General features: G+C 65.5%; 16 protein-coding genes. 6 read left to right on the top strand and 10 right to left on the bottom strand.

The genetic code is table 11. From position 1 onward, the window contains the following. Window positions 1–599 precede the first annotated feature (599 nt). The gene (metX, locus tag BB934_RS14640; protein ID WP_099510279.1) at window positions 600–1,769 is read left to right on the top strand and encodes a homoserine O-acetyltransferase MetX; all 1,170 of its coding nucleotides are present in this window, start codon (window positions 600–602) and stop codon (window positions 1,767–1,769) included. Between the two features lie 32 nt (window positions 1,770–1,801). Continuing rightward, window positions 1,802–2,413 carry a methionine biosynthesis protein MetW gene (gene metW, locus BB934_RS14635; RefSeq protein ID WP_237050329.1) on the top strand — a complete coding sequence of 204 codons (612 nt, stop codon included), beginning with the start codon at window positions 1,802–1,804 and terminating at the stop codon, window positions 2,411–2,413. Window positions 2,414–2,590: 177 nt separating this feature from the next. On the opposite strand, the gene xerD is transcribed toward metW, so the two are convergent. Then, complete coding sequence (xerD, locus tag BB934_RS14630) at window positions 2,591–3,520, bottom strand: site-specific tyrosine recombinase XerD (RefSeq protein WP_099510277.1); 930 nt, start codon at window positions 3,518–3,520, stop codon at window positions 2,591–2,593. Continuing rightward, window positions 3,517–3,666 carry a histidine kinase gene (locus BB934_RS14625; protein ID WP_099512871.1) on the bottom strand — a complete coding sequence of 50 codons (150 nt, stop codon included), beginning with the start codon at window positions 3,664–3,666 and terminating at the stop codon, window positions 3,517–3,519. The genes xerD and BB934_RS14625 overlap by 4 nt, the downstream gene beginning before the upstream one ends. Window positions 3,667–3,930: 264 nt before the next feature. Here BB934_RS14625 and BB934_RS14620 point away from each other — a divergent pair, with 264 nt between their 5' ends. The 3 genes from BB934_RS14620 to BB934_RS14610 are packed head-to-tail and all read left to right on the top strand — an operon-like array spanning window position 3,931 to window position 7,003. Beyond that, window positions 3,931–4,563 (top strand): shikimate kinase, encoded by a 633-nt coding sequence (locus BB934_RS14620; RefSeq protein ID WP_099510276.1) that lies wholly within the window; start codon window positions 3,931–3,933, stop codon window positions 4,561–4,563. Beyond that, window positions 4,560–5,708 (top strand): 3-dehydroquinate synthase, encoded by a 1,149-nt coding sequence (aroB, locus tag BB934_RS14615; protein WP_099510275.1) that lies wholly within the window; start codon window positions 4,560–4,562, stop codon window positions 5,706–5,708. The genes BB934_RS14620 and aroB overlap by 4 nt, the downstream gene beginning before the upstream one ends. Next, window positions 5,705–7,003 (top strand): HlyC/CorC family transporter, encoded by a 1,299-nt coding sequence (locus BB934_RS14610; RefSeq protein WP_099510274.1) that lies wholly within the window; start codon window positions 5,705–5,707, stop codon window positions 7,001–7,003. The genes aroB and BB934_RS14610 overlap by 4 nt, the downstream gene beginning before the upstream one ends. Window positions 7,004–7,192: 189 nt before the next feature. Here the strand turns inward: BB934_RS14610 and BB934_RS14605 are convergent, their stop codons facing one another. The 6 genes from BB934_RS14605 to BB934_RS14580 all read right to left on the bottom strand — a co-directional run bounded on the left by BB934_RS14605 (window position 7,193) and on the right by BB934_RS14580 (window position 15,542). Then, window positions 7,193–8,062: an alpha/beta fold hydrolase gene (locus BB934_RS14605; RefSeq protein ID WP_099510273.1), complete on the bottom strand. Its 870-nt coding sequence runs from the start codon at window positions 8,060–8,062 to the stop codon at window positions 7,193–7,195. Further along, window positions 8,059–9,852, bottom strand: coding sequence for a glucan ABC transporter ATP-binding protein/ permease (locus BB934_RS14600; protein ID WP_099510272.1), 1,794 nt, complete (start codon window positions 9,850–9,852; stop codon window positions 8,059–8,061). The genes BB934_RS14605 and BB934_RS14600 overlap by 4 nt, the downstream gene beginning before the upstream one ends. Before the next feature lie 107 nt (window positions 9,853–9,959). Beyond that, the gene (locus tag BB934_RS14595) at window positions 9,960–11,924 is read right to left on the bottom strand and encodes an ABC transporter ATP-binding protein/permease (protein ID WP_099510271.1); all 1,965 of its coding nucleotides are present in this window, start codon (window positions 11,922–11,924) and stop codon (window positions 9,960–9,962) included. Window positions 11,925–12,017: 93 nt separating this feature from the next. Beyond that, window positions 12,018–12,515: a CAP domain-containing protein gene (locus tag BB934_RS14590; protein ID WP_099510270.1), complete on the bottom strand. Its 498-nt coding sequence runs from the start codon at window positions 12,513–12,515 to the stop codon at window positions 12,018–12,020. Continuing rightward, window positions 12,512–15,028: a DUF3772 domain-containing protein gene (locus tag BB934_RS14585; protein WP_099510269.1), complete on the bottom strand. Its 2,517-nt coding sequence runs from the start codon at window positions 15,026–15,028 to the stop codon at window positions 12,512–12,514. The genes BB934_RS14590 and BB934_RS14585 overlap by 4 nt, the downstream gene beginning before the upstream one ends. 226 nt (window positions 15,029–15,254) lie before the next feature. Next, entirely contained in the window at window positions 15,255–15,542 is a 288-nt protein-coding gene (locus BB934_RS14580) for a hypothetical protein (RefSeq protein WP_099510268.1), read from the bottom strand. A 326-nt stretch (window positions 15,543–15,868) separates the two neighbouring features. On the opposite strand from BB934_RS14580, the gene BB934_RS14575 reads away from it, so the two are divergent. Then, window positions 15,869–18,619: a glycoside hydrolase family 2 protein gene (locus BB934_RS14575; protein WP_099510267.1), complete on the top strand. Its 2,751-nt coding sequence runs from the start codon at window positions 15,869–15,871 to the stop codon at window positions 18,617–18,619. An 84-nt stretch (window positions 18,620–18,703) separates the two neighbouring features. On the opposite strand, the gene glf is transcribed toward BB934_RS14575, so the two are convergent. Next, the gene (gene glf / locus BB934_RS14570) at window positions 18,704–19,858 is read right to left on the bottom strand and encodes a UDP-galactopyranose mutase (protein WP_099510266.1); all 1,155 of its coding nucleotides are present in this window, start codon (window positions 19,856–19,858) and stop codon (window positions 18,704–18,706) included. 5 nt (window positions 19,859–19,863) lie between these two features. Then, window positions 19,864–20,976, bottom strand: coding sequence for a glycosyltransferase (locus BB934_RS14565; protein WP_237049976.1), 1,113 nt, complete (start codon window positions 20,974–20,976; stop codon window positions 19,864–19,866). Between the last annotated feature and the right edge of the window lie 238 nt (window positions 20,977–21,214).

Raw genomic sequence — 21,214 nt, 5'->3', positions numbered from 1 at the left:
CTCCAGCGGAGCGCGCGAAGGGAGTTCGGGACGGGAGATCCGCCCGGACGGGAAGCACCCGCCTCCCGCGCACGGCTTTTCGATCCTGAGCCTCGCACTCCAGCCCATCAGGGACGAACCCTCAGAGGGCGCTACGGCGCGGCTTGTCGCGCAGCCCCGGGTGCGCCGGTGCCGGCAAGGCTTGGGAGGAGCGGAGACAGGAGCCTGCCCGAACAGGTCGGTCTTTCTGCCTCCTCCACTCAGGACCCTGACCGCCAGAGGGTGCGACTCCCCCGACCTGTCAGAACCGTATCCGGTCTCCACAACCGACGCCTCGGGCGCGTCCCTCGTGAAACCGGACGGGAATACGCATAGCCAAGGTTAGGACGATTGTCAAGAACAAAAAGCGAACAATTGAAGCCAAGTCATGTCATTCCCGGCCGGAGCGTCAGCGGAGGGGAAGGGAATCCATGATGCTATGCACCCGGGTAGATCCCCTTCCCTCGCCTTCGGCTCGCCGGCGATGACAGTCCTGGTGCGTTGTCGGGGCGTGATGCTCGTTGACGCCGCTGCCGCTCCGCAGTACCCGTTGTTCGAAAGAACGAACATTTCCGCTTAATATGTCATTTGTGCCCCTGTCCTCCGAACCGCGAAGCCAGGTCGACGACCCGTCGAGCCTGCTCATGCGCTTTGGCGCGGACGAGCCCCTGATGATGGATGCGGGCATCGCACTCGCCCCCTGGCAGATCGCCTATCAGACCTACGGCACGCTCAACGCCGACAAGTCCAACGCCGTCCTGATCTGCCACGCGCTCACCGGCGACCAGCACGTGGCGAACGACAATCCCGTGACCGGCAAGCCCGGCTGGTGGCTGACCATGGTCGGGCCCGGCCGGCCCGTGGACACGGACCGCTTCTTCGTGATCTGCGCCAACGTGATCGGCGGCTGCATGGGCACCACGGGGCCCGCCTCGCTCAACCCGGCGACCGGCAAGCCCTATGCCCTCGATTTTCCCGTGGTGACGATCCGCGACATGGTGCGCGCGCAGGCCGCCCTGATCGACCGGCTCGGCATCGACAAGCTGTTTAGCGTCATCGGTGGCTCCATGGGCGGCATGCAGGTGCTGCAATGGGCGGTGAGCTATCCGGACCGGGTCTTCTCCGCGTTGCCCATCGCCGCGGCGACCCGCCATTCGGCGCAGAACATCGCCTTCCACGAGGTCGGCCGCCAGGCGGTGATGGCCGATCCGGAGTGGCGCGGCGGACGCTACCTGACCGAGGGCACGCGCCCCTCCAAGGGCCTCGCCGTCGCCCGCATGGGCGCGCATATCACCTATCTCTCCGAGATGGCGCTGCACCGGAAGTTCGGACGCAATTTCCAGGACCGGGTCGCCCCCACCTTCTCCTTCGACGCCGATTTCCAGATCGAGAGCTACCTGCGCTACCAGGGCATCTCCTTCGTCGAGCGCTTCGATGCCAATTCCTATCTCTACGTCACCCGGGCGATGGATTATTTCGATCTCGCGGCGGAGCATGGCGGCTCGCTCGCCAAGGCGTTCAAGGCAACGCCGACGCGCTTCTGCGTGATCTCGTTCACCTCCGACTGGCTCTTCCCCACGTCGGACTCGCGCGCCATCGTGCACGCGCTCAACGCGGCGGCGGCTTCCGTCGCCTTCGTCGAGGTCGAGAGCGACAAGGGGCACGACGCTTTCCTGCTCGAGGAGCCCGAGATGTTCGCCGCCGCCCGCGGCTTCATCGACGCGGCCGCGCGGGTCAGGGGAATCGCATGACGCTTCCCACGATAGCCCTGCCCCTGACCGATATGGAAAGCGGCCACAGGCTCGATTTCCTCCTCCTTGCCGACATGGTGGAGCCGGGCTCGCGCGTGCTCGACGTCGGTTGCGGCGACGGCTCGCTCCTCGCCCTCCTGCGCGACCGCAAGCGCGTCGACGGGCGCGGCATCGAGATCTCGCGCGAGGGCGTCAATGCCTGCCTCGCCAAGGGGCTCCCCGTGATCCAGGGCGATGCCGACACGGATCTCGCCGATTACCCGGACGATGCCTTCGATTACGTGATCCTGTCGCAGACGATCCAGGCCACGCGCCAGCCGAGGGTGGTGCTGGAGCATCTCCTGCGCATCGGCCGCCGGGCCATCGTGTCTTTCCCGAATTTCGGCCATTGGCGCGTGCGCTTCGAGCTCGGCGTGCGCGGCCGCATGCCGATGACCGAAAACCTGCCCTATTCCTGGTACGACACGCCCAACATCCATTTCTGCACCATCCGCGACTTCGTCGAACTGTGCCGCGAGGTCGGGGCGCAGATGGAAAAGGCCGTGGCGCTCAACGCCGGCGGCCAGCCCATGCGGGTCAGCCTGCCCTGGTGGGTGTGGAACCTGCTCGGCGACCAGGGCGTGTTTTTGTTGAAGCGGCGGTGAATGAAGTGCTGCTTCCCTCCCCCTTGCGGGGAGGGATCGAGGGTGGGGGTCGCAAAGTCGGAGCGATTTGCGTCGCAGACTACGCGACGCTGATACAGCCTCATTCGGCGACTGCTCACCTAGTCGGACTACCCCCACCCCTACCCCTCCCCGCAAGGGGGAGGGAATATCAGAGCCCTATCCCCCCTCCGCCAGCGGGTGCAGGTCCCGCACCATGCTCTTCAGGCGCTCGTCGAGCACATGGGTATAGATCTGCGTCGTCGAGATGTCGGAATGGCCCAGAAGCTCCTGCACCACGCGCAGGTCGGCGCCGTTCTGGAGCAGGTGGCTGGCGAAGGCGTGGCGGAGCACGTGGGGGCTGACCTTGTCGGCGCGCAAGCCCGCGGCGCCCGCAATCGCCTTCAGATCGCGGGCGAAGGCTTGCCGGGTGAGGTGGCCGCTCTCGCTGTCGGCCGGGAACAGCCAGGGGCCGGCCGCCTTCTTCTGCTCCTCCATGAGCGCGAGATAGGCCCGCGCCGCGTCCTGCGCCGCCTCGGTGAGCGGGACCAGCCGCTCCTTGGCGCCCTTGCCGCGCACCACCAGAAAGCGGTCGCGGGTCCTGGCGGCGCTGCGCGGCAGCGCGACGAGTTCCGAGACGCGCAGGCCGGTGGCGTAGAGGAGTTCCAGCAGGCAGGCCATGCGGGCCGCGCGAAGCTTATCCGGCGGCGAGGCCTCGGGATGCTGGATGCCCTCATAGGCGACCTGCAGCAGGCGGTCGACCTCGGCGACGGAGAGAACTTTTGGGAGCGCCCTGCCCCGCTTCGGAGCGGACACCGCGGCCGTCGGGTCGGCAGGGGCATAGCCCTCCACGTAGAGGAACTTGTGGAACTGGCGCACGGCCGAGAGCCGGCGGGCGGCGGACGACGCCTTCAGGCCCCGCTCCTCCAGGCTCGCCATGAAGCCCCGCACGGTGGCGGAGGCAGCCTTGTCGGGCGCCGTGCCGGCCTCGGCGAGATAGGCCAAATAATCGTCGAGATCGCGCCGATAAGCGTCGAGCGTATTCTTGGAGGCGCCGCGCTCGGCGGCGAGCATGTCGAGGAAAAGGCTGGCGTGGCGCGCGCCGCTCATGAAGACGATGAGGGGCGGCTGGTGGAGACCGGGACCGTGATCTCGCGCGGATCGGGCTTGACGAAGGTCGCCAGGGCGAACATCGCGGCAAAGCCAAGGCCTGCGAGAATGGCGACGACGAGGAGAAACCGGAACAGGGTGGGCACGGGAGCCTCTTGGATCGTTGAAGCATCGGACCCAAAAGTGGAAGCCACTTTTGGGATCCATCCGATGCTCGTTTTCTTTGCCGGCGCATCGTTGAGCGCGGAACCGGCGGTCCGCGTCAGCGAAAACCGGAACCACTTTTCCGCACGATGCGCTAGAACCATGCCGAAGCTTCTAAGGCAAGTCCTTCTCTGCTGTTAAGTTTGACAGGGACAGAGCGATAACGCCCTTGTGACAGGGCGCCGCGCCCATGCTAGGACAGGCACATGAACACTATCAGCCGCTTCAATTCACTCGATGAAGTCGGCGGGCAAGACCAGGCAGGCCAGCGCGGCCAACCCTTAAGCCGCCGGCTTGGTGCGCGATCGCTCGTGCTCGTCGGTCTCATGGGTGCCGGAAAGAGCACCGTGGGCCGCAGGCTCGCGCAGACGCTCCAATTGCCGTTCCGCGACGCTGATCACGAGATCGAGGCCGCAGCCGGCATGACGATCCCCGAAATCTTCGCCATCCACGGCGAGGACCATTTTCGCGACGGTGAGCGCCGGGTGATCGCGCGCCTGCTGCAGGAAGGGCCGATCGTGCTCGCCACCGGCGGCGGCGCCTTCATGAACGACGAGACCCGCCTGCGCATCGCCGAGCACGGCATCTCGCTCTGGCTCAAGGCCGATCTCGACGTGCTCATGCGCCGGGTGCGCAAGCGGACCACCCGCCCGCTGCTGCAGAATCCCGATCCGGAAGGCACCATGCGCCGCCTCATGGAAGTCCGTTATCCGATCTATGCCACCGCCGACATCACCGTCGATTCCCACGAGGCCCCGCACGACCGGGTCGTGGCCGACATCGTCAAGGCCCTGGGCGAATGGCTGGGCAAGGACAACGAGGGAAACGCCGCACCATGACGAGCGCCGCCGCCCGGAGGGATACCCCATCTCCCATCACGGTCCCCGTCCCCTTGGACGACAGGGCCTATGACATCCTGGTCGGACGCGGCCTGATCGAAACAGCCGGATCGCGCATCGCGGCGCTTGGCGCCCGCGCCGCCGCCGTCGTGACCGACGAGCATGTGGGCCCGCTCTATGCCGATGCCCTGGCCCGATCCCTCGAGGCGCAGGGTCTGCGCGTTTCCGTCGTCACCCTGCCTCCGGGCGAGGCGACCAAGTCCTATGCCAGCCTGGAGCGGGTCTGCGACGCGGTGCTGGCGGCAAAGATCGAGCGCGGCGACCTCGTGGTGGCGCTCGGCGGCGGCGTGGTCGGGGATCTCGCGGGCTTTGCCGCAGCGGTGGTTCGCCGGGGCGTGCGCTTCGTGCAGGTGCCGACCACCCTGCTCTCCCAGGTCGATTCCTCGGTCGGCGGCAAGACCGGCATCAATTCCCGCCACGGCAAGAACCTCGTCGGGGCCTTCCATCAGCCGAGCCTGGTGCTGGCCGACACAGCGCTCCTCAATACGCTGCCCGTGCGCGAGATGCGCGCCGGCTATGCGGAGGTGGCGAAGTACGGCCTCATCGACGACGCACGCTTCTTCGCCTGGTGCGAAGCCAATTGGCAGGGCATCTTCGCCGGCGGGCCGGAGCGGGACGAGGCCGTGGCGCAGAGCTGCCGCGCCAAGGCCGATGTGGTGGTGCGCGACGAGCACGAGACCGGCGACCGGGCACTGCTCAATCTCGGCCACACCTTCGGCCACGCGCTCGAAAAGATCACGGCCTACGATTCCGCCCGCCTCGTCCATGGCGAGGGCGTCGCCATCGGCCTCAACCTCGCCTTCCGCTTCTCCGCCTTCCTCGGGCTCGCCCCGGCGGCGGATGCCGAGCGCGTCGAGAGGCATCTGAAGGCCGCCGGGCTCCCCACGCGCCTGGGCGATGTTCCGGGCGGCTGCGGCACCGTCGATCACTTGCTCGACGCGATGGCGCAGGACAAGAAGGTGAAGGGCGGCGCGCTGACCTTCATCCTCGCCCGCGGCATCGGGCAGAGCTTCATCGCGCCCGGCATCGACCCGGACAGGGTCCGCGCCTTCCTGGCAAACGAAATCGACGCATCGCAGCCATGATCGACGATTCCTCCGGCGATCTCTGGCTTGCGGCCCTGGTCGTCGTCTTCTGCCTCCTGCTCTCCGCCTTCTTCTCGGCGGGCGAGACGGCGTTCACCGGCGCCTCGCGCTCGCGCATGCTGGTTCTGGAAAAGGGCGGCGACAAGCGCGCCAAGCAGGTGAACCGCCTGCTCGAAATGCGCGAGCGCTTCATCGGCACGGTGCTGATCGGCAACAACATCGTCAATATCGGCGTCTCCGCCTTCGCCACGAGCGTGCTCGTCGCGATCTTCGGGCAAGAGGGCGCGATCTACGCCACGGTGATCATGTCGGTCCTAGTGATCGTCTTCGCCGAGGTGCTGCCGAAGACCGTCGCCATTTCCTCCCCTGAGACCGCATCGCTCTTTCTCTCGCGGCCCATGTCGTGGGCCGTGTCGCTCTTGGGTCCGCTTGCCATCGCCATCGAGCGCATCGTGAAGCTCATGCTGCTGCCCTTCGGCATCCGCATCGGCGAGAACACGCCGATCCTCTCGGCCTCCGAAGAAATTCGCGGACAGGTTGCCCTGCTGCACAAGGAGGGCGGCGTCGCGAAGGTGGAGCGTGACATGCTCGGCGGGCTCCTCGATCTCGAGGACCTCACGGTCTCGGAGGTGATGGTCCACCGCACCAAGATGCGCACGATCAACGCGGATCTCTCGTCGGAAGAGATCGTGCGCGAGGTTCTCTCCTCGCCCTATACGCGCCTGCCGCTCTGGCGCGAAAGCCAGGAGAACATCGTCGGCGTTCTTCACGCCAAGGACCTGCTGCGCGCGCTCGATGCGGTTGGCGGCGATGCTGGAAAGCTCAAGGTCGAGGCGATCGCGCTCGAAACCTGGTTCGTGCCCGACACCACGTCGCTCAAGGACCAGCTGAAGGCGTTCCTCGCCAAGAAGACGCACTTCGCCCTCGTCGTCGACGAATACGGCGAGGTGATGGGGCTCGTCACCCTCGAGGACATCCTCGAGGAGATCGTCGGCGACATCAAGGACGAGCACGACCTCTCGGTCCAGGGCGTGCGGCCGCAGCCCAACGGCTCGGTGAACGTGGACGGTTCCGTGCCGATCCGCGACCTCAACCGCGCCATGGACTGGAACCTGCCGGACGACGAGGCCACCACCATCGCGGGCCTCGTGATCCACAAGGCGCAGACCATTCCCGACACGGGCCAGATCTTCACCTTCGACGGCTACCGCTTCCAGGTGCTGCGCAAATCACGCAACCGCATCATGGCGCTCAGGATCACGCCGCTCACGCAGGTGCGCGCCAGGGCGGAGTGAGATTCGTGTCTTCAACGATGCACCATTCGACTCTTCCCTGAGCCCTCATCCTGAGGAGGCCGTCAGGCCGTCTCGAAGGACGAGGGCGCCTCCAGTGCGCGCTGGATCCTCCTTCGAGACGCAGCTTCGCTGCTCCTCAGGATGAGGTGGTGTTTTGTGAGCCAGCCTCTGAAGGCGGAGACTTGTCGACTAGAGATTCAGAAAGCCCACCAGCGCCGCGTTGACCCTATCCGGCTCCTCGTGCTGAACCCAATGGGTGGCGTCGTCGATCCAGACCACATTGCCCGACCGGCATAGCGCGAGGCTCGCCTCCGCGAGGCCCTTCTCCAGGAAGCGGTCGCGGGCGCCCCAGATCACGAGCGTCGGAGGAGAGATTCCGGGATCGTTCATGTCGGGCTTGAACGGCAGGGCGCGATACCAGTTCAGCATCGCCGTGAGCGCTCCGGGCTGAGACCAGGCCTGCTCGTAACCGGCGATATCCTGCTCCGAGAACGTGCCGGGGCGGCTCGTGCGCAGGAGCGCATCCTTGAGGCTGCGATAATTGTCGGCCGAGAGCACGGCCTCGGGCAGGCGCGGGATCTGGAAGAACCCGACATAGAGGCTTTTGACCATCTGGCTCGGATGCAGGCGCATGTAGGTTCCGGCAATGGCCGGATGGGGCGCGTTGAGGATGGCGAGCTTCGCGACGCGCTCCGGATAACGCGAGGCGGTCCACCAGGCCACCAGCCCGCCCCAGTCGTGGCCCACGAGGGAAAAGGCCGTCCGCCCGACGGCATCGGCCAACCCGATCACGTCCTTCGCCAGGATGTCGAGATCGTAGGCGCGCCGGCCCTGCGGTTTGTCGCTGAGATTGTAGCCGCGCTGGTCCGGCGCGATCACGCGGAAGCCGGCGTCGACCAGCGGTGCGATCTGATAGCGCCATCCCCACCAGAATTCCGGAAAGCCGTGCAGCAGGATGACGAGCGGCCCGTCCTCCGGCCCCGCCTCGATCATATGGAGCGTGACCCCTCCAACCCGGCGCCGAACACCCGGCTGCTGCGGATCGAAGGCGAGGCTCATGCGTGTGCCGAGACCCGGACGCGCTTCGGAGGCTCTTCGGCTGCCATGAACTGCGCCTTGGCCAGCTCCGCGAAGCGGCCGCCCCGCGCCACGAGCTCGTCGAAGGTGCCGCTCTCGATCACCCGCCCATGGTCGAAGACGAGGATGCGGTTGGCGTTGCGGATGGTGGCGAGGCGGTGGGCGATGACGAAGGTCGTGCGTCCCTTCATCACCTCGTCGAGCGCCATCTGCAGCTTGCGCTCGGTGGCGGCGTCGAGAGCGCTCGTCGCCTCGTCGAGGATCAGGATCGGCGGGTTCTTCAACAGCGCGCGGGCTATCGACAGGCGCTGGCGCTCGCCCCCGGAGAGCGAGCGGCCGCGTTCGCCGATCACCGTGTCGAGCCCTTCCGCCTGCCGGTTGATGAACTCGATGGCCTGGGCGCGCTCCAGCGCCTCGATCATCTCCGCATCGGTCGCGTCGGGCCGCCCGACCTGCAGGTTCTCGCGGATGGTGCGGGCGAACAGCATCGGCTCCTGGAACACCACCCCGATGTTGCGCCGCAGGGATGCGAGGGTCATGTCGCGGATGTCGAGACCGTCGATGCGGATGGCGCCCGATTGCGGATCGAAGGCCCGGTGCAGAAGGCCCAGGGTGGTCGACTTCCCGGAGCCTGTAGCCCCGACCAGAGCGACATTCTCGCCCGCAAGGACCGTGAAGGAAACGTCCTGCACCGCCGAGCGCTTGCCGTCATAGGAGAAGCTTACGTTGTCGAAGGCCACTTCGCCCGCATAGCGCTCGATGTGCCGCGCATTCGGGCGGTCGTGCACGACCGGCGCGGTGTCCAGGATCTCGAAGAACTCCTGCAGCTTCGGCCCCTGCATGAAAAGCTGGTTGATGAAGCTCACCGCCTGCTCCAGCCGCGCGATCAGCATGGTCGCGATGCTCATGAACATGACGATCTCGCCGATGGTGGCGAGCCCGTTCAAATGCAGCCAGGTGCCGAGCAGGAAGATGGCCGTGACCGTGATCGTGGCCGAGGCGCGGGATGCGACGGAGGCGAGCGCCCACCAGGACAGAACGGGGTTCTGCGCCTGGAGCAGTTGCTGGATGATCATGCGCAGCGAGCGGGTCTCGGCTTCGACGCGGGTGAAGGACTGGATGACCGGCACATTGCCCAGCGCATCGGAGGCGTGCTCGGCCAGGCTCGAGTGGTAGCGCTCGACGGAGCCCTGCAGGGTTTCGGTCTTGCGCAGCACGACGGCCGTAAGAATCGAGAAGATTCCGACGAGCCCGACGAGCAGCAGCCCGAGACGCCAGTTCAGGAAGACAGTGAGCGGAAGCAGGACGACGAGAGCGATGAGCGCCGCGAAATGCTCGCGGAAGAAACCGAGCCAGAGCCAGGACATGGCGCCCGAGCCCTCCAGCATCACCTTCAGCACGCGGCCCGAATGGGTGGAGGTGTGGAAGGCGAGCGGCAGTTCGAGCACGTGCTCGAAGTAATTGGCCACCACGGCAAGGCGCCGGCGATGGGCGAGACGGTCCGCATGCAGCGCGACGAGGGCGCCTGCGCCGATGGAGAACAGGCCGAAGGCGACCCAGGCGACAATGAGGGGCATCAGCACGCCGAAGGTCACGGGCGAAGTACCCGGCACCTGGCCCCGGGTGAGCACGTCGATGATGCGCCCGAACAGGATCGGCTCCGCGAAAGCGGAAATGGCGAGCGCCACATTGGCCAGCGCGAGCACCGCGCCGATGCGCATATCGGACCCGAGCTGTCCGAGAACGCGGATGTAAAGCCCGACTAGCCTCATGCGGATCACCCTGCGGGAGGGCGGGCTCCCCCTCGGAAGCTCCGCTGCCGATGGAGAGTTGCGCCTTTCGCGTCGTTTGAAAAGCCTCGATGGACTGTTTGCACCGATCAGCCCTCCTGCGCACGCGTCTGCAGCTTGCGGCGGAAGCGCCCGATCCACCGCGGCCCCAATTTCGGTTTGGAGCGCGCCCTCTGCGCCGACGGCCGCGCCAGAAGGATCGCGCCCTCCTCGGTCTTGCGGATATGCAGCGTGCGGGTGTGGAACTCCTCGAGGCCGGGCCGATGGCCGATGGACAAGACGCTCGCTCCTTTCAGCTCGTCGTCGAAGAGTGCCAGCATGGAGGTCTGGTTTTCCTCGTCGAGGGCGGAGGTCGCCTCGTCCATGAACACCCATTTCGGCTTGTGCAGCAGCACCCGGGCGAAGGCCACCCGCTGCTGCTGGCCCAGCGACAGGCTCCGGTCCCAGCGCTCGTGCTTGTCGAGCATGGGGACGAATTCGCCGAGGCCGCAGCGTTCAAGCGCCTCCTTGACCTTGCCGTCCTCGAAGGTTTCGGGCGAAGCCGGATAGCTGATCGCGCCGCGCAGGGTTCCGAGCGGCAGGTAGGGACGCTGCGGCAGGAACATCATCTCCTCGGGCTTGGGCACGCGGATCTTGCCGGAGCCCCAGGGCCAGAGGCTGGAGATGGCGCGAAAGAGCGTGCTCTTGCCGGCTCCCGATTCGCCCATGATCAGCACGCGCTCGCCGGGTTTGATCTCCGCCGTCGCATCCTCGATGAGGATGCTGCCGTCGCTGAGCGCGATCGAGACGCCCTCGAAGCTGAGCCAGCCTTGCGGGTGCGGGGCGATATCGATCCGCCGGCTCTCGGCCGCGACCTCGTCGAGGTCGAGGGCGGTCTGCCGGAAGGTGGCGACGCGCAGGACCGCCGAGCGCCAATCGGCGATCTTCGGGAAATTGTCGACGAAATAGCGCAGGGCCGACTGCACCTGATTGAAGGCGCCGACCACCATCATCATCTCGCCGAAGGAAAGACGGCCGGAAAAATAATCCGGCGCCGCCGCCAGGATCGGCACGACGATGGCAAGCCAGCCATAGCCCGACGTGATCCAGGTGAGCCGCGCAAGGCCGCCGGAGAGGCGCCGCGAGGCCTTGAGCACCGCCTCGACGAATTCGTCGAGGTTACGCCGCTCGTCCGGCTCGCCGTTGTAGAGGGCGACGCTCTCGGCGCTCTCATTGACCCGCACCAGCGCGAAGCGAAGCTCGGCCTCGCGCGCATAACGGATGGTGTTGAGGCGGATCAGCGGGCGCCCCACGAGCCAGGTGAGCCCCGAGCCGATGCCGGCATAGCCCACTGCGACCCAGACCATGTAGCCGGGGACCGTGATCTCGCGGCCGCTGAGCGTAAAGCTGACCGGTCCGGACAGGGCCCAGAGGACGCCGATGAAGCTGATGAGCAGCAGGAAGGCCTGGAGCATGCCGACCCCGAGCTCCGTCGAGAGCTCGGAGAAGAGGCGGCAATCCTCCTGCATCCGCTGGTCGGGCTGGGCGCCGTTCTCTCCCATGAAGCCGAGCTGGTAGGCCCGGTTCGGCTTGAGCCAGAGATCGAGCAGCACCTGGGTCAGGCGCTGGCGCAGGCGGATCTTGAGGCGCTCCTGCAGCCAAGTCTGCGCCACCACGAGGGCGAGCAGCACCACGATGATGACGAGAAAGACGATCAGTTGCTGCATGAAAGAGGCGGTGTCGCGCTTCTCGACCGCGTCGAAGAAGGCGCCGTTCCACTCGTTGAGCCGCACCTGGCCGAACATATTGCAGATCAGGATGACCAGGATGGCAGCCCCCAGCCGCAGCATCGGCCATCCCTTGCGGCTCCTGAACATGTCGCGGAAGAGCAGGAACAGCTCCTGCCCGATGCTCGGTCTCACCTCGTGGGGCTGCGGGGCCTCAGCCTGATGGGCGGCGGCCGTGCTGGCCTCTTTCGCCACGGTGCTGTTTTGGCCAGGACCGACCTCCTGGTCACTGCCGATCGCCGGCGGTGGAGGCAACTGCTTGCCCAATTTGGGATCGAAGTCCGGCATGTGTCGAGACGCGCACTGGTTTAGCTTGAGAGTTCCTCAAGCTAAAGCGCGCGACCGCGACTTATGTTCCAGAATGCGCCCGTTCCGGGCCGATCAGCGCCTGTCGGCGGCGACCGCCAGAACCCAGTAGACTTTGTACTTGGAATTCGGCGCATAGGCCGTCGCGATTCCGATCCGGGTGGCCTTGGCATCGAGCAGCACCCGGTTGTGCTGCGGGCTCTCGCGCCAGCCCGAGAACGCCTCGGCGAGGGTGTGATAGCCGGCGGAGATGTTCGCGGCCGGCGCCGAAAAGCCCGTCCTGGCGAGGCGGATCTTGAAGGCATCCGCCGAGCTCGGCTTGTCGGCGCGGGCCATGGCATCGGCCTCGGCCTGCGCGGCGGCCTGGAGGTCGGAATCGAGGGTCAGGCGGCCAAGGCCGTTATTGCCGCGGTAGGCGCCGATCATGTCGCGGGCCATGGCCTCATCCACCTGGGCCGATGGATCGGCCATGGAGACGTAGAAACTCGGTTTCTGGCTGCTTTGCGGGCGGGATTCGTTCTGGCAGGCAGACAGGGCAAGGGCGGAGAGACCGATGACGATGAGACGCTTCATGCGGGTGTCTTATCCTTGAGAAGGGTTAAGGTTTCCTCCTCCTTCTCCTCGGCCTTCGGCGCCTCGTCCGCAGGCTCCTCCGGTTCGGGGGCCGGTGCCGGCGCGGGAGCGCCGATGCCTGCCTTCCGCAGGCCGCGGAAGATCTCGAAATAGATGTCGCTCGAGACCCGGCCCGCCGCGTCGATGTCGTCGACGAAGCAGACGACATCGAAATCGATGGTGTTCTCCGTCACCTTCTTGAACAGGACCCGCGGCGCGGGCTCGCTCATGACTTCGCGATGGGCGAGCGCCGCCTTGCGCATGATCTCAGCCACCTGGTCTGGATCGGAGGCGCGAGGCACCGGGATCGAGACCAGCACGCGCCCGACGCGGTCGTTGCGCACGCGGTTGCGCACGATGCCGGAGATCAGGTTCGAGTTCGGCACGATGATCGTCGAGCGGTCGAAGGCCTGGATCTCCGTCGAACGTACGTTGATGCGGCGCACATAGCCCTCGCCGTCGCCCACGACGACGAGATCGCCGACGCGGATCGGGCGCTCCCAGAGGAGGATGAGGCCCGAGATGAAGTTGTTGACGATGGATTGCAGGCCGAAACCGATACCGACCGACAGGGCACCGGCGACGATGGTCACCCGCTCTAGGCTTAAGCCCAGATAGCTGATGGCGAGCATGCCTGCGGTGATAATGCCGACATAGCCCGCCGCCGTGCTGATCGAATTGCGCAGGCCCGCGTCGAGCTCGGTGGCCGGCAGGAAGGTGTTGGTGAGCCAGCGCTGGATCATCCGCGTCACGGCGAAAGCTGCAGCGAACAGCAGGGCCGCGAAGAGGATCGACGACAGGGAGATGGTGACGTCGCCGACATTGAACCCGAAGAACATGGCCCGCAAGGAGCCTGTGACATCGGTCGATTCGATGCCCCACGGCGCCAGCACCAGCAGGACGCCGACGACGATGAGAGCCAATCTCGCGATGCCGCTGCCCAGAACGCCGATCTGCTCGAGGGAGCGGCGGCGCAGGCCCGTATTGGCCTGGAGCGCCGTCGCAAGCTTGGTCTGGCCACGCAGGGAGCCGCCGATGAACTCGTCGGCAAGTGCAACGCCCAGGACCAGCAGGGCGACGATGATGGAGATCCAGACGGCCTGATCGATCAGGAAGGAGGCCAGCGCCACATAGCCGCCCAGCACGCTGCCGACGATGAGGGCGACGAGGAACCAGCCGAAGCTTCTCAAGGGGCCGCCGATATCCACGTCCTGCGCGACGTAGGGCCCGAGGCAGGCCTCGTCCTGGTTCTCCCGGGCGGCGAAGCGGCGCAGGAGCTCGGCGAAGACGAGGGCGACCGCCAGGGCGAAGATCGCCCGGGTGATCACGGTGATGGGCAGGGCGGCGGCGATGGCCGTGTTGAACGCCTCGATCACCTTGCCGATGACCATGATCGTGGCCAGGGTGACGGAGAAGCTCATGATCCGCGTGGCGGAGGCATCCCTGACCGGGATCAGCCGCCAGGAGGTGTGGTCCGGCGCCAGGATCGCGTCGATCAGGGCGCGCACGAAGGCGATGAAGGCAAGGCCGCTCAGAAGAGCACGGACGACCTGTTCCAGCCGCGGCTGAACGATATCGGCGGAATCGAAGGCTACCCAGACGATCCAGCTGCCGGCGATGGCCGGGCCCGCGCCGAGGGCGAGCACGCCGAGCGCGGCCAGAAGGCGGCTGCGCCGTGCGGGATCGGCAATGGCGGGATCGCGCTTGACGAGGCGCGGCGCGATCGAGCGCCGCCCGACATAAAGGGCGATCGCCACGCCGATGGCGAGACCGAGAAGAAGCAGGACGCCGAGCGAAGTGCTGCGTTGAAGCTGCTCCAGGGCATCGCCCAGGACGATCCCCAGAGCCCGCAACTCCCGCGGAACGGCCGACACCACATTCATCCAGAGACTGGGGCTGAGGATGCCGTCGCTCTGCTCGAACAGGGAGCGCGTGAAACCGGCCCGGCGCAGGTCGCCGATCTGGGTGTTCAGCTGCTCGGCCTGCACGAGCAGGGCGCGTCCGAGCCGCTGGGTCTCGTCGAGTTCCGCGACTGCCGCCTCGCGCTCGGCACGGTCCTTGGCAACGTCGGCGCTTTCCTCGGGCTGGCCTTTCTCCGGCTTCGGTCCGAGCTGGCTCAGGCGCTGCCTGCTGGCCTCGAGCTTGGGAGCCTGCTCATCGATCACGGTGCGGATCTCCGTGAGGATCGGCTCGATCTGCAGGCGGATGTTCTGCAGGTCCGCATCCGGCATCGTGCGTCCCTGGATCGCCGCTTCCTTCTGGTCGAGATCCACCTTGAACCCGTCGAGCTTGGCACGGGCCGCCTTCGTTTCGGCGGAAACCGCGGCCGGAGCGGGCACGGCCGCGGCAGGGGCAGGAGCTTGGGTCTGAGCCTGAGGCTGGGTATTGGGTGCGGACGGAGCCTGCTGGGCATAGGAAACCCCGCCGGCGGCAACGCTCAACAGGATCGCGGCGGCCCGCAAGAGCCGCTTCATGCCAATACTCGTCATCCAACCTACCTTATTGCATTCCCCGGCATCGGAACGATCCGACGCCTCCGTACATAAGCGCATCGCCGAAGCGACATGTCCCCACGATGCGCGAACGCGGCGATTCTTTTGCGAATCAATACGGCGAAAAGTCGCCGCCCGGCGCAAGAAACGCAACAAAAAGCCGGGGGAGGCTTGTGACCTCCCCCGGCTTTACGCATGGGAATTGTCGTTATGGCTTCGGCGCTTCGCCGGCGGAAGGCTGCGCGCCGGGCGCGGGATAGGCCGGGTTCGCCGGGGACGTCCGGTTCGTGGGATTGGCGCTGGAGCCGGAGGTCGAGCCCGTCACATTGGCGCGGGCGGCATCGGTGCCCGGATCGTCGGGCGAGGTCGACCCGACCCAGAACATGTAGCCGGTGATCGCGACACCCGCGAGCAGAAGAGCACCGATCAGGACGCCCAGGACCGGGCGTCCTGGAGGTGCCTGTCGGGCGCGGTCGTCAGGAATCTGTTGAGCCATCTCCAGCCTTTCGAAAAGGGTTTATCGGGCGAGCAACAAGGCTCGGCATTATCGGTGGCAACGCCAGATCGTCGACGCGGTTCCTGACAAGTCCCTCGCACGAACGACGCGAGACGCCCAGGTTGCCCGCCCGGGATCAAATGACGGCGTTTTCCGTTGTCCGAAACAGGCCGCCGATCGCTGTCGGAGACGAGGGGCTGAGGGTTCGCGCAAGCTTTACTGGCACGAGGTGTCGCAGGATGGGAAAGGGATCCCGCTTGCTCGCCTCAAGCCATGTTTTCGCCGTTTTCGGAACCCTTGGGTAATCTCTGATTCAAGGAGAGAGCATGCAGGACAATCGCATCACCCTGGATGGGACCTGGGAGTTCCTGCACGTGGCCGACGACCGTCTGTCGGGGCCGGCGGAGGTTCGCCAGATCACGGTGCCCAGTCCTTGGCAGGCGCAGTTCTCCGACCTGCGCATGCGGGCCGGCATCGGCATCTACCGCAGGACGATCGAGATCGACGAGGCGTGGATGCACGACAGCGTCTGGATCCGCTTCGGCGCCGTCTTTCACAATACGAAGGTTTTCGTCAACGGCGAGCTCGTCGGCCATAACGAGGGCGGCTTCCTGCCCTTCTCGTTCGATGTGACCCCGCACCTGGTGCCTGGCTCGAACGAGATCAAGGTTCGCGTCGACAGCCCCACCGACAACCCGGCCGAATTTCCGGATTCGCCCTTTGCCGAAATCCCCTTCGGCAAGCAGAGCTGGTACGGCCCGCTCTCCGGCATCTGGCAGTCGGTCTATCTCGAGCGCCGCATCCCGGATCACATGAACCGCGTGCGCCTCGTTCCCAACCTGACCACCGGGCGCGTGACCTCGGGCGTGTTCTTCGCGCGGCCGCTGACGGACGCGACGCAGATCCGCATCCAGGTGACCGATCCTTCGGGCGATGCGGTGCTCGACGAGATGCACGAGACGCAGGTCGGCGTCACCTCCATGCCCTTCGAGTTCACCCTCGACGACGTGCGCGCCTGGTCGCCCGATCATCCCAACCTCTACCGCATCCGCCTGGAGCTGATCCGAGGCGGCGAGGTGAAGGATGAGATCGGCGATCATTTCGGCTTCCGCTCCATCGAGACGCGCAACGGCAAGTTCTATCTCAACGGCGAGCCGCTCTACCTGCGCTCGGCCCTCGATCAGGATTACTACCCGGGCACGATCTGCACCGTGCCGTCGGTGGAGTTCTTAGAGGATCAATTCCGCAAGGCGAAGGAGCTCGGCCTCAATTGCCTGCGCTGCCACATCAAGGCGGCCGATCCGCGCTACTACGAGGTGGCGGACAGGCTCGGCATGCTGATCTGGACGGAGCTGCCCAACGGCGGCATGGCGACCGACCGCTCGCGCGGGCGCAAGGAGAAGCTCCTGAAGGGCATCGTCGATCGCGACGCGAACCATCCCTCGATCGTCATCTGGACGATCATCAACGAGAACTGGGGCGTCGACCTCGTTAACGATGCGGATCACCGCGACTGGCTCAAGCGCACCTTCGCGTGGCTGAAGGCCTACGATCCGACACGCCTCGTGGTCGACAACTCGCCGCTGGCGCCGAGCTTCCACGTGGAATCCGACATTGCAGATTATCACTTCTATGCCGCCTATCCCGATCACCGGGCCCAGTGGGACCAGTTCGTGGATGAATTGTCCGACCGCGCCTCGTGGCTCTACTCGCCCTATGGCGATGCGGTGATCACCGGCCGCGAGCCGCTGATGTGCTCGGAATTCGGCAATTGGGGCCTGCCCTATCCGAAGGACCTGCGCGACGAGAAGGGCGAGGAGCCCTGGTGGTTCGAGACCGGCCACGACTGGGGCGAGGGCGTGATGTATGCCCACGGCGTCGAGAACCGCTTCTCGGACTGGAGCCTCGACCGCGTCTTCGGCGATCTGCGCCGCTTCGTCATCGCCGCGCAATGGCAGCAGTTCCGCGCTCTCAAATATGAGATCGAGTCCATGCGCCGCAAGCCGAACCTCGCCGGCTACGTCATCACCGAACTGCACGATTGCCATTGGGAATCGAACGGCCTGCTCGACATGCGCCGCAATCCGCGCGTGTTCCACGAGCTCTTCCATATCGTCAACTCGGACACGGTGATCGTGCCGAAATGGGAGCGCGCCTCCTATTGGTGCGGCGAGACAGCGGCGTTGCAGCTCTCCCTCGCCCACGGCGCAGGACCGGTTCTCGACGACTGCAAGCTCGAAGTCTCGCTCGGCGGCGAGAGCCAGGTTATCGCCCTGCCCCGTCTCGAAGCGCCGGACGTGCTCGATCTCGGCCGCATCGAGTTGCAAATCCCGGAGATGGAGGAACCCTCCCTGCGGCGCATCGGCTTCGATCTGCGCCGCCCGGACGGCACACTGATCGCGCATAACCATCACGACATCGCCATCCACCCGAAGCGCAGCCGGCCCGTTCATGCCCGCGAGCTGATGTGGTCGCCGGACGAGGACATCCGCGAGCGCTTCCGCGCGCTCGGCTACACCATCGCCCGCGCCTTCGAGGAATCGACCCTCATCGTCTCCCGCACGCACAACAAGGCGATTGCCGACCATGTGCGCGCCGGCGCCAAGCTGCTGCTGCTGCCGGAGAGCGACATGAGCCTCTACCCGTTCTTCCCGCATTGGCAGGCGGTGCGGGTGCAGGCACGCAGCGGCACGCTCTGGTCGGGCGATTGGGCCTCCTCCTTCGGCTGGCTGCGGCGCTCGGGCCACTTCGCCCGCTTCCCCTCCGGCCCCCTGCTCGACGAGACCATGGACCGGGTGCTGCCGGAGCAGGTGATCGTGAACTGCAACCTGCTCGACTTCCAGGCTCGCGTCTTCTCCGGTCTCGTGGTCGGCTGGATCCACAAGCCGGTGGCGCTCGGCGTCGAGCGCTCCTATGGACGCGGCCGCATGGTCGCCTCGACCCTGCGGCTGCTGCGGGACGAACCCCTGGCGGATCCGACCGCGACCATGCTCACCGATGCGCTGGTCGAGCTTGCCATCGAGTCGCGCGCCGCGCGCCTGGAAGAAGCGGTGCGGGCTGCGGAGGCGGCAGCTTAAGGTCTTCGCAGGTCATCGAACGAGAAGCGGCGCGGAGATTTCCGCGCCGCTTTTTTCATGCCGATCGCGCGACGAGGATATCCGTCACGAGGTCCGCGCAACCGATGGCGACATGACCTTGACGGCCGACGTATCCGCGTCGACCGGCAGCGACTCGTTGATGCGCCGGAAGGTGGCGAGCGCCTGACCGACGATCTGGTCCATGTTGTAGTAGCGGTAGGTGGCGAGGCGCCCCACGAACCACACATCGGGCGTCGCGAGCGCCAGGCGCTCGTATTTCTTGAACAGCTCCTGATTTTCCGCCTTTGGGATTGGATAATAGGGATCGCCTTCGGCGGAAGGGTATTCGTAGGTGAGCGCCGTCTTGGCGTGTTCCTGACCTGTCAGATACTTGTATTCCGTGATGCGGGTATAGTCCTGCGTCTGCGGGTAGTTGACCACGCCGACCGGCTGATGCCAGGCCTTGTCGAGCGTCACATGCTTGAAGCGCAGCGAGCGGTAGGGCAGCCGGCCGAACTGGAAATTGAAATACTCGTCGATGGGGCCGGTATAGATGACGCGGCGGTGGGGAACGTGTCTCTTCACGTCCTCATAATCCGTCTGCGTCATGATGTGGATGTTCGGATGGCTCACCATCTTCTCGAACATCCGGGTGTAGCCGTGCTTCGGCATGAGCTGGAACTCGTCCGTGAAGTAGCGGTCGTCCCGGTTCGTGCGGGTTGGCACGCGCGAGGTCACCGATTTGTCGAGCTCGGAAGGATCGAGTCCCCATTGCTTGCGGGTATAACCGCGGAAGAATTTTTCGTAGAGCTCGCGGCCGACGACGGACACCACCACGTCCTCCGATGTCCTGATCTCGCCGGTCTTTTCCGCCCGCTCGGCAAACCAATCCTGCAGCTCTTCCGAGGTGAGGTTCAGCCCATAGAGCTTGTTGACCGTGTCGAGATTGATCGGGATCGGCACGAGCATGCCGTCCACCTCCGCCAGCACGCGGTGCTCGTAGGGACGCCAATCGGTGAAGCGCGAGAGATGCTCGACGATCTGTTTTGAGTTGGTGTGGAAGATATGCGGACCGTACTGATGGATCAGCAGCCCGTCGTCGTCATAACGGTCGTAGGCGTTGCCGCCGATATGGTTGCGGCGATCGATGAGAAGAACACGCTCGTTGCGTTCGCTCGCAAGACGCTCCGCCAGAACGCTGCCCGCGAAGCCGGCACCGACAATAAGCCAATCGTACATCCCGGTCACTCCGCAGGCGTCGTGGCATAAACGGGAAGGGAGGGCACTGGACGCTCAGACGCGGACTCGCCGGTCGTTTCGAGCATCAGCCTGTGCATCGATGCCCATGTCTTGTCCCATGAACCCGAGGCGAGATGACGGTCGACCTTGGCGAGCCAGGGCTCCTTCGGTCGTGCGCGAATGGCCTCGACCTTGGCAACGACCTCGGCTGCATCTTTTGCGATCTCGACCAGCCCCTTCTCTCCATAAGGCCGCACCACGTCGGTGATCGGCGTCGAGACGACCGGCACGCCGGCGGCGAGGAATTCGGGCGTCTTCGTCGGGCTGATGAACTTCGTCGACTCGTTCAGGGCGAAGTTCATGAAGCCGACATCCCAGCCGGCCAGGTAATGCGGCAGCTCATTGTAGGATTTTCCGCCGAGCCAATGAATGTTGGACCGCTGCGGCAGGGAGGCGGGATCGATCTTCACCACCGGACCGATCATGACGAAATGCCAGTCGGGGCGCAGGTCGGCGACGCTCGCCAGAAGGTCGATGTCCATGCGCTCGTCGATCACGCCGAAAAAGCCGAGGCGCATATGCGGGATCTTCTCCTGGTCCACGGGATCGGCTTGGATGGAGCGGGCCTGGGAGAAGTGCTGAAAATCGATGGAGGACGGAAAGCCGTGAACGCTGCGGTGACGGTGACGCTTGGCCTCGTACAGGCTCATGCCGCCGGTGAAGACGAGATCGCAGCGTGCGAACAGCGCGTTCTCGAGATCGATCAATTGCTGCGACGCGCCGCGGAACAGCGAAAGCTCATCCATATTGTCGTAGATGCACAGATCGCATTCGAGATCGCTCGTGAACGCCATCGCCATCGGCGTATAATACCAGAACACGCGCGAGCCCGTCGCTTCGCGTCCGATCATGCCTTCGATCAGATCGTGCTGCTCGGCAATGACATCCTCGTGCGCAAGACCTTCCGGCAGAATCGGAACCGCGACTGTCACGCCCTGCGGCCGCTCGCTCGCATCCATATGCGGGCTCACGCCCGGCTTGAATATCGGTTCTTCGACGATCAGAACGTCGTAATGCTTGACGGCCCGGCTGAGGAGATGCTGAGGGCGTTGCCACACGAAATCCCAGCGAAGATGGGAAAAACATACCAGCAGAGGCTTTGCGGAAGTGGTCTTGAAAGGCGAACGAAAGGCATAGGACTGCGTCGTCAAACGCTCATGCATAGCGCCATCCTCAGTATTAAGATGTGTCGTCACGATCGGACGGGGAGACACGGCCGGAGTGAATAAAAGCGATGTCTATACGTGAAGTGCACCGGCAAAACGGTCCCGGTCGCAATCGATATATTAACGCACT

The organism is Microvirga ossetica (assembly GCF_002741015.1).
Lineage (GTDB): Bacteria > Pseudomonadota > Alphaproteobacteria > Rhizobiales > Beijerinckiaceae > Microvirga > Microvirga ossetica.
Note: the sequence above shows the minus strand (reverse complement) of the source record. Positions and strands in the feature narration are given on the sequence as shown.

Bases quoted from the DNA above. Each gene is read 5' to 3' on its own strand.
- metX (WP_099510279.1), top strand. From the start codon at position 600: ATGTCATTTGTGCCCCTGTCCTCCGAACCGCGAAGCCAGGTCGACGAC.
- metW (WP_237050329.1), top strand. From the start codon at position 1,802: ATGGAAAGCGGCCACAGGCTCGATTTCCTCCTCCTTGCCGACATGGTG.
- xerD (WP_099510277.1), bottom strand. From the start codon at position 3,520: ATGAGCGGCGCGCGCCACGCCAGCCTTTTCCTCGACATGCTCGCCGCC.
- BB934_RS14620 (WP_099510276.1), top strand. From the start codon at position 3,931: ATGAACACTATCAGCCGCTTCAATTCACTCGATGAAGTCGGCGGGCAA.
- aroB (WP_099510275.1), top strand. From the start codon at position 4,560: ATGACGAGCGCCGCCGCCCGGAGGGATACCCCATCTCCCATCACGGTC.
- BB934_RS14610 (WP_099510274.1), top strand. From the start codon at position 5,705: ATGATCGACGATTCCTCCGGCGATCTCTGGCTTGCGGCCCTGGTCGTC.
- BB934_RS14605 (WP_099510273.1), bottom strand. From the start codon at position 8,062: ATGAGCCTCGCCTTCGATCCGCAGCAGCCGGGTGTTCGGCGCCGGGTT.
- BB934_RS14600 (WP_099510272.1), bottom strand. From the start codon at position 9,852: ATGAGGCTAGTCGGGCTTTACATCCGCGTTCTCGGACAGCTCGGGTCC.
- BB934_RS14595 (WP_099510271.1), bottom strand. From the start codon at position 11,924: ATGCCGGACTTCGATCCCAAATTGGGCAAGCAGTTGCCTCCACCGCCG.
- BB934_RS14590 (WP_099510270.1), bottom strand. From the start codon at position 12,515: ATGAAGCGTCTCATCGTCATCGGTCTCTCCGCCCTTGCCCTGTCTGCC.
- BB934_RS14585 (WP_099510269.1), bottom strand. From the start codon at position 15,028: ATGAAGCGGCTCTTGCGGGCCGCCGCGATCCTGTTGAGCGTTGCCGCC.
- BB934_RS14580 (WP_099510268.1), bottom strand. From the start codon at position 15,542: ATGGCTCAACAGATTCCTGACGACCGCGCCCGACAGGCACCTCCAGGA.
- BB934_RS14575 (WP_099510267.1), top strand. From the start codon at position 15,869: ATGCAGGACAATCGCATCACCCTGGATGGGACCTGGGAGTTCCTGCAC.
- glf (WP_099510266.1), bottom strand. From the start codon at position 19,858: ATGTACGATTGGCTTATTGTCGGTGCCGGCTTCGCGGGCAGCGTTCTG.